This window comes from Microbacterium sp. NPDC087589, assembly GCF_044743635.1.
Classification (GTDB): Bacteria; Actinomycetota; Actinomycetes; order Actinomycetales; family Microbacteriaceae; genus Microbacterium.
The window spans coordinates 1-16644 of sequence record NZ_JBIUWV010000005.1 but is presented as its reverse complement, the minus strand read 5'-3'; the positions used below and the strand labels follow the sequence as shown (position 1 = coordinate 16644).

Genomic DNA, 16644 nt, shown 5'->3' with positions numbered 1-16644 from the left:
CGCCCCCGCGCACCTCACCTGTTCCTGGTCCGAAGGAGTACCTCCCATGTCAGAACCGCAGACGACGGCCACGGCCGCCGACCCCGCAGCGAAGAGATCCGTCCGTGATCTCGTTCGTGCCGCCATCTCCGGGTGGCTCGGCACGGCGCTGGAGTTCATGGACTACCAGCTCTACTCGCTGGCAGCCGCACTCGTCTTCGCCGACCTGTTCTTCTCCTCCGAGAACCCGGCAGTCGCCGTGGTCGCCGCGATGGCCACCTATGGCGTCGGCTACGTCGCCCGCCCGGTCGGTGCGTTCTTCTTCGCTCGCCTGGGTGACAGGACCGGCCGCACGAAGGTGCTGTTCTACACGATCCTCCTGATGGGACTCGCGACCACCCTCATCGGCTTCCTGCCGACGTACAACCAGGTGGGCGTCCTCGCGCCGATCCTCCTCGTGCTGCTGCGCATCGCGCAGGGCTTCGGCGCGGGAGCCGAGATCTCGGGCGCCGGCGTCATGCTCGCCGAGTACGCACCGGCCAAGCGCCGTGGCATCATCGCCTCCCTCGTCGCGCTCGGTACGAACTGCGGCACGCTGCTCGCCTCCGGCATCTGGGCGATCCTGCTCGTCGCCTACAGCGAGCAGGAGGTCATCGACTGGGCATGGCGCATCCCGTTCATCGGCAGCGCGATCATCATGCTCTTCGCGATCTGGGTGCGCTTCAACCTTAAGGAGACCCCGGTCTTCGAGGAGCGCGACGACGTCGTCGACGGCAAGGCCCTCTCCCGTGAGGAGACGATCCAGCTCGCCACCGAGACCAACGACATCCGCACGCTCGAGGCGATGCAGCGCAAGCCCTGGAAGGCGTTCTCGATCGCACTGCTGCTGCGCTTCGGGCAGGCCGGCAACTCGGGCATGATCCAGACCTACCTCATCAGCTACATCACCGTCGTGCTGCTGCTCGACCGCGCGATCGGCGTCAACGCCGTGATCGTCTCGTCGCTCGTGGCCTTCATCACGGTGCCGCTGTCTGGCTGGCTCGGCGACCGCTTCGGCCGCAAGCGCATGTACATGGTGTGGTCGGTCGTGGCGCTCATCATCATCGTCCCGACGATGCTCATGATCAGCAGCGGCGTCACGGTTCAGGTCTTCATCGGCTACGTCGTGCTGCACAACCTCGCGGTGATGAGCTTCGCATCGCTCGAGAACCTCACGCTGCCCGAGCTCTTCGGCTCGCGCAACCGCTACACGTTCACGGCCATGGCCCGCGAGATCGCCGCCATCATCGCGACCGGCGCCGGCCCCGTCATCGCCGCCGCGTGGGTCTCGGCCGTCACCGGCTCGTTCATCCCGATCATCATCATGCTCTTCATCTTCACCCTGAGCGCCCTCATCGCCTCGATCTGGATGCCGGAGGTCGCCGGCCGCGACCTGACGGACCCGCGCGACGCGATCTGACCGAACCGACACCCACTCGGGGTGCGGCCGACCCGAACGGCCGCACCCCGCCCCACCCACTTCTGAGGAACCTCTGCCATGACCATCGAGATCGTCGACGTCAACATCACCAGCCCCGGACGCAACTTCGTCACGCTCAAGATCACGACCTCCGACGGGATCGTCGGCCTGGGCGACGCCACGCTCAACGGACGCGAGCTCGCGGTCGCCTCGTACCTCTCCGACCACGTCGCCTCGATGCTCATCGGCCGCGATGAAGACCGCATCGAAGACACCTGGCAGTACCTCTACCGCGGCCCATACTGGCGTCGCGGCCCCGTCACCATGGCAGCGATCGCCGCGGTCGACATGGCTCTGTGGGACATCAAGGCCAAGAAGGCCGGGATGCCGCTTTACCAGCTGCTCGGCGGCGCCAGCCGCGAGGGTGTCCGCGTCTACGCCCACGCCTCGGGCACCGACTACGCGGCACTGAAGAACGCGATCACCGGCTACGAAGAGCTCGGCTACACCGCCGTGCGCGTGCAGACCGGTGTGCCCGGCCTCGGCCAGATCTACGGCGTCTCGTCGACCGGGCCCGGCGTGCGCTACGACTACGAACCGGCCAAGCGCTCGGGAGATCGCCCGAGCGAGGAGACGTGGGACACCCGCAACTACCTCCACCACATGCCAGGGATCTTCTCGCAGATCCGTGAGGACTTCGGCACCGACCTGCGCATCCTGCACGACGGACACCACCGGATGTCGCCGATCGAGGCCGCGCGCTTCGCGAAGGACATCGAGCCCTACGACCTGTTCTGGCTCGAGGACTGCACCCCGGGCGAAGACCAGACCGCGCTGCGCCTCGTGCGCCAGCACTCGACGACGCCACTCGCGATCGGAGAGGTCTTCAACTCGGTCTTCGACTACCAGACCCTCATCACCGAGCGTCTGATCGACTACGTGCGCTCGGCCGTCACCCACACCGGCGGCATCACGGCCATGAAGAAGCTGCTCGACTTCGCCGCGATCTACGGCATCAAGTCCGGCATCCACGGCCCCACCGACATCTCGCCGGTCGGCATGGCGGCGGCTCTGCACCTCGACCTCGCGATCCACAACTTCGGCATCCAGGAGTACATGCCGCACAACGAGCAGACGCTCGAGGTGTTCCAGACCTCCTTCACGTTCGATCGGGGCTTCCTGCACCCCGGCGACAAGCCCGGACTCGGTGTCGACCTCGATGAGGATGCCGCAGCCGGCCACGAGTACACCAAGGCCTACCTGCCGGTGAACCGCCTGCTCGACGGGACCGTTCATGACTGGTGAGGTTCGCCGGGTCGCCCTGCCGCAGCGCACTGTCGACTCGCGCCTGATCGTCGTCGCCCGTGCGAAGCGGGCCGAGGACTACGACGCCGTGCTCGACGTGCTCGTCGACGCCGGCATCCGCAGTGTCGAGCTGACGCTGACCACGCCCGGCACGTTCGAGCACTTCCCCCAGCTGCTCGCACGGTTCGGCGACGCGATCGACCTCGGAATCGGCACTGTCACGAACACCGACGACCTGGCGCGGGCCATCGAGGTGGGCGCCGCGTACATCGTCACCCCGATCACCTCGACCGACTTCGTCACCCAGGCGACGGATGCCGGTGTGCCGATCGTTCCGGGTGGACTCACGCCGACCGAGCTGTTCGCCTCGTGGTCTGCGGGCGCGTCGGCGGTCAAGGTGTTCCCCGCCGGTCAGGTCGGACCCTCGTACCTCAAAGACCTGCGCGGGCCCTTCCCCGACCTCGTCGCTGTGCCCTCCGGCGGCGTCGACCTCACGGGAGCCGAGGCCTGGTTGCGCGCCGGGGCCGTCGCGGTGAGCGTAGGCGGTCCACTGCTGGGCGACGCCTTCAGCGGTGGCGATCTCGCCGCGCTGCGCGAGCGAGCGGCCGCATTCGTCGAGGTCTGCGCGCGGGACTCCGAGTGACCGCTCCGTCGCGGTCCGTCGTCACGCTCGGCGAGACCATGGCGCTCGTCCGCACGACCGAGATCGGCTCGCTGCGGCACGCGAATGCTCTGGCGTTCGGCATCGGCGGCGCCGAGAGCAACGTCGCGATCGGGCTCGCCCGGCTCGGCATCCCGACGTCCTGGCTCGGACGCGTGGGTGACGACTCCCTCGGCGAGCGCGTCACGCGGGAGATCCGTGGTGACGGCGTCGACGTGCGAGCGATCGTCGACCCGGATGCCGCGACCGGTCTGATGGTGAAGGAGCGCCCCTCTGCGGCATCCACCGCCGTGCACTATTACCGCGCAGGGTCGGCCGGCTCCAGGCTGCGGCCCGAAGACCTGCCGGACGGATGGGTCGAGGACGCGTCGCTGCTGCACATCACGGGCATCACTCCCCTGCTGTCCGACACGGCCGAGGCCGCCGTGCATGCCGCGGTCGACCGGGCGCGGGCGGCCGGCACCATGGTGAGCTTCGACATCAACTACCGCTCAGCGCTCGCCTCACCGGGGGTCGCGGGCCCGGTGCTGCGCGATCTCGCCGAGCGTGCCGATGTCGTCTTCGGCGGCGCCGAGGAGTTCGCCATCCTGTATCCGGGTATGTCAGTTGCGGATGCCGCTGCACGACTGCAGGATGCCGGGTGTGCCACGACCGTGCTGAAGCAAGGACCCGACGGCGCCTCGGTCTTCACGGTTGATTCTGTGATCGGCGCGCCAGGGTTCACGATCGACCCGGTCGACACCGTGGGGGCGGGTGACGCCTTCGTCGCCGGCTATCTCAGCGCCCTGCTCGACGGACAGGATGCCGACACCGTACTGCGGCGAGCGAACGCCTGCGGCGCGATGGCCTGCCTGGTTCCCGGGGACTGGGAGGCCGCTCCGACCCTGCGCGACCTCGAGCGTTTCCTCGACGGCGATTCCGACCCGGTGCGGCGCTGAATCGGCGTCGGCGCCGCCCGAGAACGCGTAGCCTCGAAGGATGTCAAAAGCCGTCGTCTCTCCGTCCACGGCTTCCGGCCCACCCGATTCAGAACCCGCGCGCAGATCACTGTTCTCGCACGCTGCGGTGAACTCCCGCCCGGTCGCTCTCGTCTATCGACTCATGACGCTGGCGGTCATCCTCACCGGGGTCATCCGGCACGCCGACCTCCTGACCGGCGAGCCATCGTGGACGACCGTGCTGTTTTACACGATGGTCAGCAATCTGCTCTGCCTCGCCTGGGTGCTGGTCCTCATCGTCCGCACCGTCCGCGACCTCCGTCAGAGCGGTTCATTCGGCACCTCGACGCCGAGCGCCCGGGGCAGCGGAGCGGTGCTGTTCGCGATCACCGTCACCATGCTGATCTATCTGATCGTGCTCGTGCCCACGAGGTTCGCCGACGGCGACGCCGATATCTTCTCACTCACCGACAACCTGATCCACATCATCACGCCTGTGCTGGTGATCGTCGACTGGCTGGTCTTCGTGCCGAAGGGGTCGTTCCGGTGGATCGATCCATTGCTGTGGACTCTCATCCCCTATGCGTACCTGACGTGGGCATTCGCCTACGGGGCGGTCGGCGGGGAGTTCACACCCGGCCACACGTATCCGTACCCCTTCATGGATGTCGACGCGCTCGGACTCGGTGGCGTCGCCCAGTGGATCATCGCCCTGACGATCGCCCTCGTCGCCGTCGGCTTCGTGTTCGTCATCATCGACCGTGTGCTCGGCTCACTCGCGCGGCGGCTCGCGCGGCACTGATTCGGCCACTCCTGGGCGGCCCTGGGTCCCTTGCAGGAGTCCCCGGTCCGTCTGCAGGACCACGGCACGGATGCAGGACCGAAATCGAGTTCCTGCCCTGCATCCGTGCTTCGGTCCTGCAGATGAGCGAGGCCGGCGAGTCAGTTCTCCTCCCGGCGGCGCAGCCACCTCAGTCGCCGACGGCGCGTCCACCTCAGTCGCGCGAGCGACGCGTGCCCACACCCGGCTCGTCGTTGTGGACGGACTCGTCCTGCACGGATGACTCCGACGACGGATCGACCCGCACCGGAGCCGACCCACCGGAGTCCGCGCCGGCATTGCCCGCGGGAATCTCTCCGACCTGGTCAGGGTCGTCGGCGTCCCGATCCTCGATGAGCGCCGCAATCCCGTCGTCGGAGGGTTCTGCGCCGCTCACACTCCGGCCGGGCTCCTGGCCGTCACCGGTCACTCCGTGCCGTCCCGCAGATCCGAGGGGGCGTCGCCGCTGTGCGACAGGCCTTCGTCCTCGGGGGCGAGATCGCCCTGTCCGTCCTCGCCGAGCTCAGCCTCGAGCGGTTCGTCGCCCTGGGTCTCAGGCTGCGAGGTATCGGTGGGGTACGTTTCGTCGACGAAGTGGTCTACCGGGGGAACCCCCGGCATGTTCGGCGGGAAGCCGTTGGCGAATGCGTCGATGTTCGACATGATGCCCTCCTCTGTGTCGTCCGAGTCCTCATGATCCACCCGATTCGGCGCGAGCGCAGGGCGGTTGACAGCTGAGCCGTGGAAGGGGGAGGATTCCACGCTGCGCGATAGGGGTTCTGATCGGTGTCAGCCGGATGGGCCGGAGGCGCGCAGCACGATGCCGAGCGAGTGCTCTCAGCATCCGTCTCTAGGCTCGCGACCGTGGACACTGAGATGACGGTCACTGAGCGCCGACACAAGCGCATCGAGATCACTGCAGAGGTCATCATCCTGGTGATCGGGCTGACTGCCGCAGCCACCGCCCTCTCGACTCTGTTTCCGGGGATGCTGGAGAGGATCCAGCGGCTCCCCCTCGAAGTTCCGGGCATGGCATCAGTTCTGCTGGCCGTCGCCATGAGTCTGGCGACGTTCGTCAGGCGAGGCGATCTGGTCAAGGGCGGGTTCGCGGTGCTCCTCGTGCTCTGGGTGCCGTTCCTCGGGCAGGCGATCTGGTTCGCGTTCGTGCTCCTGCTGTTCAGATTCACCTGACCGACGCGCCTGACTGCTCCGCACCGTGAGAGCATCGGTCGCAGACACGACACGAGGGAGTATTCGGATGCTCGACACAGAGAACAGCGTGAGGCTCGGTCACTCAGGACTGCGGATCTCGAGGGTCGTGCTCGGATGCATGAGCTTCGGCGCCCCGGATCGCGGCGCGCACGGGTGGTCGCTGGACGAAGAGGCCAGCCGTCCGCTTATCAGGCAAGCGCTCGAAGCCGGGATCACGACCTTCGACACCGCTGACGTCTACTCCGACGGCACGAGCGAGGAGTTCGTCGGTCGAGCGCTGGCCGACTTCGCCAGCCGCGATGAGGTCGTGATCGCGACCAAGGTGCACGGGCGCATGGGCCCGGGTGCGAACCAGGCCGGGCTCAGTCGCGCACACATCCTGTCGGGCGTCGACGCGAGCCTGAGGCGCCTCGGCACCGACCACGTCGACCTCTACCAGATCCACCGATGGGATCCGCAGACGCCGATCGAGGAGACGATGCAGGCGCTGCACGATGTCGTCCGCTCCGGCAAGTCGCGATATATCGGTGCGTCGTCGATGTGGACGTGGCAGTTCGCGAAGGCTCAGCACGTCGCTACGCAGAACGGGTGGACGCCGTTCGTGTCGATGCAGGACCAATACAACCTGCTGCAGCGCGAAGAGGAGCGCGAGATGCACCCGTTCTGCCTCGACTCGGGAGTCGGGGTGCTGCCCTGGTCGCCGCTCGCGCGCGGCAGGCTCACGCGCGACTGGGACGAGAAAACCGCACGCACCGCGACGGATGCCTTCGGCGCGACGCTGTATCGCCGCGAGGAGGAGTCGAACCGCTCCATCGTCGAGGCGGTCGCTCGCGTCGCCGAGGGTCGAGGAGTCTCCCGCGCACAGATCGCCCTCGCGTGGGTCGCTCAGCAATCAGCGGTCACGGCGCCGATCGTCGGCGCCACCAAGGCAGGTCATATCGAGGATGCCGTCGCCGCCATCAGTATCCGGCTCGAACCCGCCGAGCTCGAAGCACTCGCCAACGCGTATACGCCTCGAGAGCCAGAGGGTTTCTGACAGCGGCCCAGCGCTACTCGATCTGACCGATGGGCTCGCGCTTCTCGGCCTGGAACTGGTCCTCGGCACGTCCGCGTGCCCAATAGGCCGAGATCGACAGCGACTCTCTCGGCACCTCGCGTTGCTTCAGCAGGGCCCGTACGGCCTTGATGGTTCCTCGCTCTCCGTGCGCGAAGACTCCGGGGTGACCCGCGCCCCAGGGCAGCTCGGCGAGAACGGCCAGCAGTTCGTCATCCGTGTCGGTCCATCGAACCGTCACGCCGGCCGGCAGCTCGGGCAGGAGGCGGTCGGCGGGGTCGGGGACCGTGAGGATGACGTGCCCGACGGCATCCGGGTCCATGGCCTCGACGGCCGACGAGATCGCGGGGAGGGCGGTGTGGTCGCCGATGAGCAGATGCCACGGCGTTCCCGGTGCTGGCAGGTACCCGCCGCCGGCGCCGCTGACGACGAGGGTGTCGCCGATCTGCGCGGACCGAGCCCACGGACCCGCTACGCCCTCGTCGCCATGCACGACGAAGTCGATCACGAGGCGCTGCTGCTCGGCATCCGATGAACGCACCGTGTAGGTGCGCCGGGCGGGCAGCTTCTCGGGGCTCTCCTCGCGCAGCTGCGCGAGATCGTACGGAGGAGTGAGACCGTGACGCGGGTCGGCGAACAGGATCTTCACGTACTTGTCGACGAAGACGTTGTCGGTGAACGCCTCGTACCCGTCGCCTCCGGCCGTGATGCGCACGAGGTCGGGACTGACCTGCTCGACCTGCTGCACGCTGAGCACGGCCTGGCTGGGGGTTCGACGAGGCTGGTCCGGCATGGCGTCTCCTGACGGTGGGGAACGAAGTCCCCTCCAGTCTGCCTTCCGCAGCCAGGAGCGAGGGCCGCTCAGCCGGCGCAGAGGTCTGTGTCGGCGCTGCGGTTCACGGCGTCGACGGGCCGCGGTGGCACCGGGGTCGCGTTGGGCTGCGAGATGAGCGCTTCGTAGTCAGCTCCAAGAAGCAGCTGCACCCCGTCGACGTCTCCGACCTGAACGGTCACCGCGACGCCGAGTTCGGCGGCCAGCGCCTGAGCCGTCTGCTGGGCGTCGGGGGTGTCGGCAGCCGTGATGGTCGTCAGTTCGACCGGGTCGGCATTGGCTATTCCGGAGACGGTGTATCCGTAGCCGGCCGCATCCTCCGAGACACGGGATGCCAGGCCGCTGACACCCGCGCCGTTGAGGATCTGCACGGGTGCCGTGCGCACGGTGGGCGCGGGCTGCACCTCGTCGGTGGTCAGCACGATCGGCACGTCGTCGATCAGCGCACGGAAGATGACGTCGGCATCCGCCGTGGGCACGACGCGGTTGGGATCCTCAGGAGCCTCGGTCGTCGGCATCGTGAGGAACGTGACGCTGCTCAGCGGAACGTTCGCGACCCGCGCGGCGAGGCCCGCCAGGTCGGTCAGCGCGCCGAGCCCCGGGTCGACGGTCATCGACGAGGTGACGGCGTCGAGAAAGGCGTAGAGACGGTCGGGGCGAACCAACACGTCGGACTTCGTCGCCTTCTGTACGATCGCCGAGAGCACCATCTGCTGATGCCCGAGGCGAGCGATGTCGCTCTCTTCGGCGAGCGCGTGCCGGGTGCGGGCGAGGGCAAGCGCCTGGTCGCCGTTGATCGATTGAGCGCCGGCCGGCAGATCGAGCCTCGCGTGGCCGTCCTGCAGGGGTTCGGGCAGGCACACGTCGATGCCGCCCATCGCGTCGACCATGCCGATGAATCCCTCGAAGTCCATCTGCACGAAGTGATCGATCGTCAGGCCTGTGAGCTGCTCGACCGCGGCGACCGAGCACGCCGGTCCGTACTGCAGCGCCGAGTTCAGCATCCCCCAGCCGCCGCCATACGAGCCGCGCCCGTTGTCGTCGCACGCGGGCAGGTCTCCGAGGGTGTCGCGCGGAAGCTGCACGGCATCGATACGGGTGTTGTCGTTCGAGATGTGCGCGACGACCATCGCGTCGCTGCGCTCACTGCCGTCGTCTTCACCGAAGCCCTCGGATTCGAGCGCCCTCGAGTCGGATCCGAGCAGCAGGATGTTGAGATCCCCCGGCGCGAGTTCGGGTTCGGTCTCCCCGTTGTCAGAGCGGATCGGTGCGGTGGTGACGTTTCCCTGCAGCTGCGCGTACGCGATCGCGCCGACGGCGACCAGCGCCACGACGACGGCGGCGCTGATCCAGCCGATGACGCGACCACGTCGCCGGCGCGGTCGGGTCACGGGTCCGGACTCGGGCGACGCATCGTTCGGGGCGTCGCTCTGGTCGTCGTTGCGGGAGGATGCTGGCGGTCTCACCTGTTCACACCATCACGACTCGGCCTCCACCGCCGACACGTGGAGGCGGCGAGTCCTGCGAGGGTGCTGTGAGCTCGGGGCTCAGGCCGTGACGTAGCCGCGCGAGGAATCGTCGTGGACGAGGCGGTAGTCCGGACTCGCTCCGCGGTGGTCGGCCAGGCTCCACACCCGTGCCGAGCTGGGCTCGTCTGCCGACGAAGGGCCGTATTCGAGGACGAGTGCGTTCGGCATCCGTCCGTCGCGGTATTCGCCGACGAAGTAGCGCGGGCTCCCGAGACCACCCGAGTCCAGCCGCCCGACGAAATGACCGGACTCGGTCACGCGAGGCGGAGTGGCGAGCAGGTCGGCGGTGGTGATGCGCTGCACGGCCTCATGCTGTGCAAAAGGCAGCAGCGGGGCGGGCAGAGATCTGTACTCTGGGGCGTGTTCGTGACTCATGCGAGCCTCCTCAGTCAGGGATGGTGGTGTCTCACGGACAGTGGTGCCGGGGCTGCAACCCCGGCACCACATCGTCTCTCCACCGTACCTTATTTTGAGTCATTCAAAATAAACGACCGACTCAGCCCCCGAGTTGCGGATGCTGTGGCCGCGACCGCATGGGAGAGCGGCCCCGTCGAAGAGTGGGAGCTGACCCCGGCATCCGACCACGACTGGGTGCGCTTCGAGGCGGCACGCAGGTCGATCCGCGGCTGACACAATCCCGACACATGCGAAAGGCCCGGCTTCCTCGTGAGGAACCGGGCCTTTTCACATCTACTTCTCGCTGTGGCTGTATCCGTTTATCCGCGGATCCCTTGAGACTCAAGGGATCCCGCGTGTCCATTTTTCGAACGATTCCACTCTAAGCATCCGAAAGTTCCACGGGTTCCGACTTTCTCCAGGTCAAACAGCGTTTCCGAGTGCAACACTGAGAACTCTAATAGGCACGGGTTCGGAGGCGGAGCGCCATCCTCGACGGGCCGGCACCCGCCGCCTCGAAAGTAACGTGGTCGGATCGGCTATTGCATCGGACGACCAACCGGCCACGAGGCTCGGCCGCGGCCCCCTGTCGTCGAGCGAACTCCCGAGCACTTGCCTGCGGTGGCGTTGAACGCCTCGACCCTGAACCCTCGTCGCGTCGCCTTGGCCAGCCCGTAGAACTGCACGCCAGTACGATCCACACATGTACTCCTTTCGCGTGCCCACGACCCTCGGAGGCGCCCGACCTGACACCGACAACGACACACTGATGCTCGTCGAGTCAGCTGAGGAGCATCTCTGGATCCAAGCGTCCGGCCCTCTCAAGAACGCGACGCGAGCTACGTTTCGAGGCTCTGGCTACGCCACGGACGCTGCCGCAGAAGCGCGAGGCAAGGCGTTGTGCTCCACCCTCCACCTCGCCGCACTGCGCGCGGGCCTGTCCGTCGACTTGATGGAGCGACAATCCTTCACCGCTTTGAGTTAGCACGCGTTGGCCGCCGTGAACGACAGCGTTCCCCAAACGTTCGCGTCATCAATGAGCGCGCCGGCGGTCGAGTCCACCTGTCTGAAGAAGAACTCTTCGACTTCACAATGAGCGCCGAAGGCCGCGTGCTCAGCCCGCCGACGAACATCACGGACTGCTTCGCTAATGCCCTTCGTGAGGTCGTTCCGACGAATCGTGCTCATCTGGCATTCGACCTGTTCAATCAGGCCAGCCGTGCACAGGGAGCAGATTCGCTACTGCTCACACTGGTGTCAGCCATCGAAACGCTGGTGACCACCGCCAAGGTCTCTGCCAGCGAGCAAGAGCTCATCGCGCTCCTCGCTCAGCATGTGGAGAAGTCGGACGTCGTTCGAGATCCTGAGCGACGAGGAGCACTCGCGAACCGAGTGCGGGGACTCCAGAACGAGTCGATCCGAGCAGGCGCGATGCGGTTGGTCCGTCGGCTGGAACCACGCGAGTACGGAGGAATGAGGGCGACCAAGTTCTTCGACCGCGCATACGAGTTGCGGAGCGGGCTCTCACACGGCGATGCTCCATCGTGGCACGACGTCGGAAACGTGGTCAGCGAGCTCGGGCGATTCACCTCCGACCTCATCGACCTTGAGTTCACGTCGCCCACATCAGCGGATGGGACCTGAAACTTCGATCCCAAGCCAGCCCTGGAGTGCAGCTTTCAGCGGCAGGGCCGGGCTCATCGTGGGCGCCGAATGAACGAAGAGGCCGGTCAGACACTTCTCACCGCCCCCTTCGTTATGCGAGCTTCTCCGAGACCGACAGGGTAAACGCACCCGGTCGCGCGTGCTCGCGACCGAGGGCGCCGACACTGTGATCGCATCAAGCAGACCGACCGGAGGCTCCAACGACGGTGGGTAACGCCATTGTCGTTTCCGTTCGTTGTCGATCCCCCGAGTCAGGTTCCAACCGGAGCGAGCATCCAGCAGATGTAGTACGCCACCGCGGCGACAGTTCCCAGCAGGAGAACCGGCAACACGAAGTGCCAAACTCGCACCGGCAGGCGGAGCACGGCATCCAGGACAGCGCCTGCAAGCGCCCCGCCGGAGAGGGAGAACGCGAGCCCGCCGTAGATACCGGCGTAGTAGAGCGGGTGGCTCTCCCAGGGGACTTCTCCCGTCATGTACAGATACTCTCCGCCAACCGACGAAGCCAGCGTGGCCGAGATGCCGAAGCAGACCCAGGCCGCGATAGCGAACATCATAAAAACGACCAGGCCGACGACAATCAGGATCCGTCTCCCACTGCTGCGGCCGTTCGACACCCTCTCGGACTCCCGGGTCGTTTCCATCTGACTCACTTTCATATGGAGCTTTTCCCACCGACCCTTGTAGGCCATCCGCGAGCAGCCCGAGGACAATGTCCCTAGGGTCGGTCAGCGAAGGCCGATCCCTTTACCGCGTGACAGCAGGAGGACGGTTGCAGTCAGTCCGAGGCCGATGAAGAGCGTGATGTACTTTCGGTCCTTGTCGCCGATCTTGGCTTGGGCGGCGATGTGCTCCGTGTCTTTCGCGGCCACCCGAGCCTCGATGGTTCCGAGCAGATCGTAGATGCGGCTGACTTCCTCCGCACTGACGTTCGGGTCGCGCAACCGTGCGTACAGTTCATCGACGTTGTGATGCGTGAACTTGTAGTACTCACTAGCGAGATTCTCGATGGCTTCACGTTCAGCGTCACCTGTCGCGCGGATGGCGTCGACGCCGAGGCGAGCGACCTTCGCAAGTTGCGGGTGCAGTTCGAGAAGAGCCGCGAGGTCGTTCGTCTTGCCGAGCAGTCGCCGCGCTTCTTCCGGTGTGGGGTTGGCCCAGTCGTTGACTTCCGGTTCGCTCGACGACTCGTCTGATTCGGTCATGTGAGTGAGCCTCTCGTTCCGTGGGCATGAAGCACCAGTATGTCCGAACCGCGTGCGGTGAATCGCAGAGTTTGAGACAGGACGGGCAGGCACATGACGTCCGCCGACGAGGGTTCAGCGCTCCGCGTGAGCACGCTACTTGTAATCGAGTCCGTATCCGCGACGCACTGCGTCCGCGAATGGTGGATAGGTCGTCCAGTGATCTGGTGATTCTGCGGGCGGCGATGGAGGCAGGGCGGAGCGAGGCAGCGCTCACGCAGCGCAACGAAGTCAGTGGCCCTCACTTGACGTAATCTCCGGGCGGCGTCGAACGGTTCCAACATCGTCACCTTCTGGTGTGTTCCCTTCTCACGCGGGCACCACGACTCCAGCATTCAGGACAGATCGAGCATTCGGAGATCGGCTTTGCTCAGCAGTTCAGCCCGCCAGTTTCTTTCTTTGCCGTTGACGAGCTCACGTGAAATCCGTGGCCGTGTTTAGGCTGTTCAGCCGCAGTTTCGGGCGCAGAAAGGTGCACCCGATGTGGAGATGCGACCGGTCGGTGCACGCGCGTGAGCTCTCGGACAGAGCAGCACGCGGCGAGGTGGATCACCCGGGTCGGCGGACCAAATGGGGGACAGACGAGGGGCCCGATAGATGGAACGATGCCGAGCGTGAAGAATTCAGTTCGTACATCGTCAATTTCCGCTCTCCTCACCTCGCTTTCGGTCCTGATGGCGTTCGGTTCGGTGACCCCCGCAGCAGCAAGCGTCTCCGATGACCCAGCGGTGGAGGCCGCGATTCTCGAGGTTCGAGAGTCGCTTCCCGCCAGCGAGCTTCTGAAGTTCGATGCCCTCAGTGAGGCTGATCAGGATCTCTTCGTGGAGTCGATCACTGACCTCGATGCCTATGACTTCGTTGTCGTAGAAGATGAGGCGAGCGTGATGCCTGACTCACTGTCGGCTCGGGCGGCCACGAAGACTTACAGCAAGGTCTACACGGTGAATGCCGAGCTCTTCGGGATCACGACGGGGCAGTATCGGCAAGAGATTCGGTACAGTGTGAACGGATCCACTACCAAGGCTCCGCACTTCTGCAGCGGAACGTTTACGGGTTGGGCTGGCTTCTGGTCTATCTCCAACAGCAACTCGAGTTGGGTGAGTGGCAACAAGGCATACTGCAGCACGAACTACACACTTTCGGTCCTGTGGCAGGGGAATAGCGCTCAGATGAACAAGCAGATGCAGCAGACCGGAACAAGTGGAGGAAGCATCAGTGGCTATCTCAAGAACATCTAGCAACGAAGCAGCCAGCCGGTCGCGGCTGTCCCTGGCCCTCCCATATGTCGCTCTGCTCGCTGGAGTCGTCCTGGCGGTCGCTTCGAGCTGGGGGCTTATCGTTCTTGTCGCCAGCATCGTTTTTGCTCTGCTCTCTCTGCGGCGGCAGACGAAGGCGCGAACACTGCTGATTGTTCTCATCGTCCTGGCCTCCTTCGTGCTACTCGCAACCCTCGCTGTGTCTCTGACTCTGGCGGCAACGACCGGGTCAACATAGATCGATTCCTTGACCCGAGCATGGAAGGTGGGCGTGGGGAGCGGATCGGTGACAGCTGATTCGCTCCCCACGCCCCTTGTTCATTCCTTGTATGGCGCGGTTGAGAAGCGCTTGGTTAGGTTCGAGAAGGTCTATAAGCACGAAGCTTTGAACGACTTCGTCCACCACATCTGACCCGTGCCGGACCAAGTCATAGCTTGGTATCCAGGTCGAACGCCAGGGCGGCTCCAGCGATGCCAGTCGCCGGCGCTTATCTTGCAGCTGCCGCCCGGCTGCGACAACTCCTCACCAGGCCTGGCCGTCACGAAATACTGGCGTCGCTGGGGTCGGGCGTAGCTGACGCACCTCGGTTCTCCGGACGCCTCATCCGTCACCGCAACTCCGTCAATGTTGCGCCGCCCATGCAGGGAGGATCGGGAGAGGTATACGCGACCCTCCCTACAGCTGGTTCTACTGGATGGCGGCGAAGATCTCCTTCAATGACAAGGTGCACGGGAACTACTTCCCGAGGTGGGGCTCTACTTGCCCGCCCCGGCAGACGGCGCCCGCGAGATCCGCTCGGGCACGCTGTCAGACAGACGCTGATTCAGGATCGGAACGGAATGGTGCTGCGGGAGACGTCGACATCCGGGTAACCGTTGAGCTCGAGGAACTCCTTCGTCGCGTCGATGACCTCGTCTCCGAGCGGGGTAGGTCCGATCATCACGGAACGGATGGGCAACTTCCCTGCAGTGGTCAAGTACCTGTCGTTCGCATTGTTCTGGTTGTCTCCGTTTACGGCAGAGAGCTCGATGAATGGGGTGACGCCGAACCGGCCTTCGTAATGGTGCACGAACTTCCACCGTGGGTTCACCTCGAGGATCATTCGTGCTTCGCGCTCGTCTTTGAACGCGGGATGCTTCAGCTCGAGCATCTTGATGTCAGCGAGTTCGTGCCAGGAGAGGAACATGTCAGAGAGCGGGGTCTTCTTCTTGCCCGCCAATGTGGCGATCCTGTCGACGCGACCGTCGACTCCGGCTGTGTTGTAGCGAACTTTCCGCCACGAAACGACTTCGATGTGGACCTGGTCAGGGTCCATGATGATGCTGCCCTCTTCGTCGCGCTCGATCTCCCATCCGACTGGCGGGTTCGGGTGCTCCGTCGCTGGGGTCCGTTCGATGGGCAAGAGGTCGACGGTCGCGTCGAGTTCGATGGCGTATGAAACCTGGGACTGCTGACGATCTGGTTGACTCCAACGCTGTGAGGATTTCGGTTCTCACGGAAGGATGGTCAACGTGCCGAAAGCATTCCCCAAAGAGTTCCGGAACGACGTCATCGCGGTCGCGCGTCGGGGCGACGCCCCGATCAGCCGGATCGCGAAGGACTTCGGTGTCTCGGAGTCGTGTCTGCAACGGTGGCTCAAGATCGCGGACGTCGAAGACGGCATCAAGCCCGGCGTGACCGAGGCTGACGCGGCCGAACTGCGCGAAGCGCGCAAACGCATCCGGTTGCTCGAGCAGGAGAACGAGATCCTTCGCCGGGCGGCGGCATATCTGTCGCAGGCGTCACTCCCTAAATGATGTTCCCGCTGGTCCATGAGTTGGCCGCTGATCGTGTTCCGATCGCGGTGACCTGCCGGGTGCTGGGCTTTTCGAAGCAAGCGTTCTTCCGGTGGCGTGCGAACCCCGTCTCGCAACGCGACTGGGACAACGCTCACCTCACCAACGCCGCCGTCGACCTTCACCGCGACGACCCGGCGTTCGGGTATCGGTTCATCTCCGACGAGATCGAAGCCGAAGCCGGGCTGGCAGCATCCGAGCGGCGCGTATGGAGACTGTGCTCGGAACAGAAACTGTGGTCGGTGTTCTCGAAGAAGCGTGGCCTGAACCGAAAGGCTGGGCCTCCGGTGCATGACGATCTCGTGCTCCGCGACTTCACCGCGACAAGGCCGGACCAACTCTGGCTGACCGATATCACCGAGTATTGGACGGACGAGGGGAAGCTGTATCTTTGCGCGATCAAAGACGTGCACTCGAACCGGATCGTGGGCTACTCCCTCGACTCACGGATGACGGCC

The 16644-nt window shown here is 65.3% G+C and carries 18 protein-coding genes and 1 pseudogene; 10 read left to right on the top strand and 9 right to left on the bottom strand.

All coding sequences use genetic code 11. The annotated features are described in order from the left end of the window. Nucleotides 1–46: 46 nt before the first annotated feature. The 5 genes from ACIOU8_RS11760 to ACIOU8_RS11740 all read left to right on the top strand — a co-directional run bounded on the left by ACIOU8_RS11760 (nucleotide 47) and on the right by ACIOU8_RS11740 (nucleotide 5144). Complete coding sequence (locus ACIOU8_RS11760; RefSeq protein WP_400789521.1) at nucleotides 47–1438, top strand: MFS transporter; 1392 nt, start codon at nucleotides 47–49, stop codon at nucleotides 1436–1438. Nucleotides 1439–1516: 78 nt separating this feature from the next. After that, the gene (manD, locus tag ACIOU8_RS11755) at nucleotides 1517–2743 is read left to right on the top strand and encodes a D-mannonate dehydratase ManD (protein WP_400789519.1); all 1227 of its coding nucleotides are present in this window, start codon (nucleotides 1517–1519) and stop codon (nucleotides 2741–2743) included. Continuing rightward, on the top strand, nucleotides 2733–3386 hold the full coding sequence (locus tag ACIOU8_RS11750) for a bifunctional 4-hydroxy-2-oxoglutarate aldolase/2-dehydro-3-deoxy-phosphogluconate aldolase (protein ID WP_400789516.1): 654 nt from the start codon (nucleotides 2733–2735) through the stop codon (nucleotides 3384–3386). The genes manD and ACIOU8_RS11750 overlap by 11 nt, the downstream gene beginning before the upstream one ends. Next, entirely contained in the window at nucleotides 3383–4342 is a 960-nt protein-coding gene (locus ACIOU8_RS11745; protein WP_400789513.1) for a sugar kinase, read from the top strand. The genes ACIOU8_RS11750 and ACIOU8_RS11745 overlap by 4 nt, the downstream gene beginning before the upstream one ends. Before the next feature lie 40 nt (nucleotides 4343–4382). Further along, the gene (locus tag ACIOU8_RS11740; RefSeq protein WP_400789511.1) at nucleotides 4383–5144 is read left to right on the top strand and encodes a Pr6Pr family membrane protein; all 762 of its coding nucleotides are present in this window, start codon (nucleotides 4383–4385) and stop codon (nucleotides 5142–5144) included. Between the two features lie 193 nt (nucleotides 5145–5337). Here ACIOU8_RS11740 and ACIOU8_RS11735 read toward each other — a convergent pair whose 3' ends face one another. Together ACIOU8_RS11735 and ACIOU8_RS11730 are read right to left on the bottom strand one after the other, a co-directional pair. After that, the gene (locus ACIOU8_RS11735) at nucleotides 5338–5559 is read right to left on the bottom strand and encodes a hypothetical protein (protein ID WP_400789509.1); all 222 of its coding nucleotides are present in this window, start codon (nucleotides 5557–5559) and stop codon (nucleotides 5338–5340) included. A 29-nt stretch (nucleotides 5560–5588) separates the two neighbouring features. Next, nucleotides 5589–5825 (bottom strand): hypothetical protein, encoded by a 237-nt coding sequence (locus tag ACIOU8_RS11730; protein WP_400789506.1) that lies wholly within the window; start codon nucleotides 5823–5825, stop codon nucleotides 5589–5591. Between the two features lie 201 nt (nucleotides 5826–6026). On the opposite strand from ACIOU8_RS11730, the gene ACIOU8_RS11725 reads away from it, so the two are divergent. Together ACIOU8_RS11725 and ACIOU8_RS11720 are read left to right on the top strand one after the other, a co-directional pair. After that, nucleotides 6027–6353, top strand: coding sequence for a hypothetical protein (locus ACIOU8_RS11725; protein ID WP_400789504.1), 327 nt, complete (start codon nucleotides 6027–6029; stop codon nucleotides 6351–6353). Between the two features lie 67 nt (nucleotides 6354–6420). Then, nucleotides 6421–7410 carry an aldo/keto reductase gene (locus tag ACIOU8_RS11720; protein WP_400789501.1) on the top strand — a complete coding sequence of 330 codons (990 nt, stop codon included), beginning with the start codon at nucleotides 6421–6423 and terminating at the stop codon, nucleotides 7408–7410. A 13-nt stretch (nucleotides 7411–7423) separates the two neighbouring features. Here ACIOU8_RS11720 and ACIOU8_RS11715 read toward each other — a convergent pair whose 3' ends face one another. From ACIOU8_RS11715 to ACIOU8_RS11700, 4 genes are all read right to left on the bottom strand, one after another. Then, nucleotides 7424–8221: a siderophore-interacting protein gene (locus tag ACIOU8_RS11715; RefSeq protein ID WP_400789499.1), complete on the bottom strand. Its 798-nt coding sequence runs from the start codon at nucleotides 8219–8221 to the stop codon at nucleotides 7424–7426. Between the two features lie 68 nt (nucleotides 8222–8289). Continuing rightward, nucleotides 8290–9726, bottom strand: coding sequence for an LCP family protein (locus ACIOU8_RS11710; RefSeq protein ID WP_400789497.1), 1437 nt, complete (start codon nucleotides 9724–9726; stop codon nucleotides 8290–8292). 81 nt (nucleotides 9727–9807) lie between these two features. Then, nucleotides 9808–10164: a hypothetical protein gene (locus ACIOU8_RS11705; protein ID WP_400789495.1), complete on the bottom strand. Its 357-nt coding sequence runs from the start codon at nucleotides 10162–10164 to the stop codon at nucleotides 9808–9810. A gap of 1002 nt (nucleotides 10165–11166) precedes the next feature. Next, nucleotides 11167–11373 carry a hypothetical protein gene (locus tag ACIOU8_RS11700; RefSeq protein WP_400789492.1) on the bottom strand — a complete coding sequence of 69 codons (207 nt, stop codon included), beginning with the start codon at nucleotides 11371–11373 and terminating at the stop codon, nucleotides 11167–11169. A 66-nt stretch (nucleotides 11374–11439) separates the two neighbouring features. Here ACIOU8_RS11700 and ACIOU8_RS11695 point away from each other — a divergent pair, with 66 nt between their 5' ends. After that, nucleotides 11440–11829: a hypothetical protein gene (locus ACIOU8_RS11695; RefSeq protein ID WP_400789490.1), complete on the top strand. Its 390-nt coding sequence runs from the start codon at nucleotides 11440–11442 to the stop codon at nucleotides 11827–11829. 272 nt (nucleotides 11830–12101) lie between these two features. Here ACIOU8_RS11695 and ACIOU8_RS11690 read toward each other — a convergent pair whose 3' ends face one another. Next, the gene (locus ACIOU8_RS11690) at nucleotides 12102–12542 is read right to left on the bottom strand and encodes a hypothetical protein (protein WP_400789488.1); all 441 of its coding nucleotides are present in this window, start codon (nucleotides 12540–12542) and stop codon (nucleotides 12102–12104) included. 36 nt (nucleotides 12543–12578) lie between these two features. After that, nucleotides 12579–13055, bottom strand: a complete 477-nt coding sequence (locus ACIOU8_RS11685) for a hypothetical protein (RefSeq protein ID WP_400789486.1) — start codon at nucleotides 13053–13055, stop codon at nucleotides 12579–12581. A 653-nt stretch (nucleotides 13056–13708) separates the two neighbouring features. Here ACIOU8_RS11685 and ACIOU8_RS11680 point away from each other — a divergent pair. After that, nucleotides 13709–14332 carry a hypothetical protein gene (locus ACIOU8_RS11680; RefSeq protein ID WP_400789484.1) on the top strand — a complete coding sequence of 208 codons (624 nt, stop codon included), beginning with the start codon at nucleotides 13709–13711 and terminating at the stop codon, nucleotides 14330–14332. Nucleotides 14333–15174: 842 nt separating this feature from the next. Here ACIOU8_RS11680 and ACIOU8_RS11675 read toward each other — a convergent pair. After that, nucleotides 15175–15753, bottom strand: a complete 579-nt coding sequence (locus ACIOU8_RS11675; protein WP_400789482.1) for a hypothetical protein — start codon at nucleotides 15751–15753, stop codon at nucleotides 15175–15177. A 109-nt stretch (nucleotides 15754–15862) separates the two neighbouring features. Here ACIOU8_RS11675 and ACIOU8_RS11670 point away from each other — a divergent pair. After that, a pseudogene (locus tag ACIOU8_RS11670) lies at nucleotides 15863–16644 on the top strand (IS3 family transposase); the annotation flags it as partial.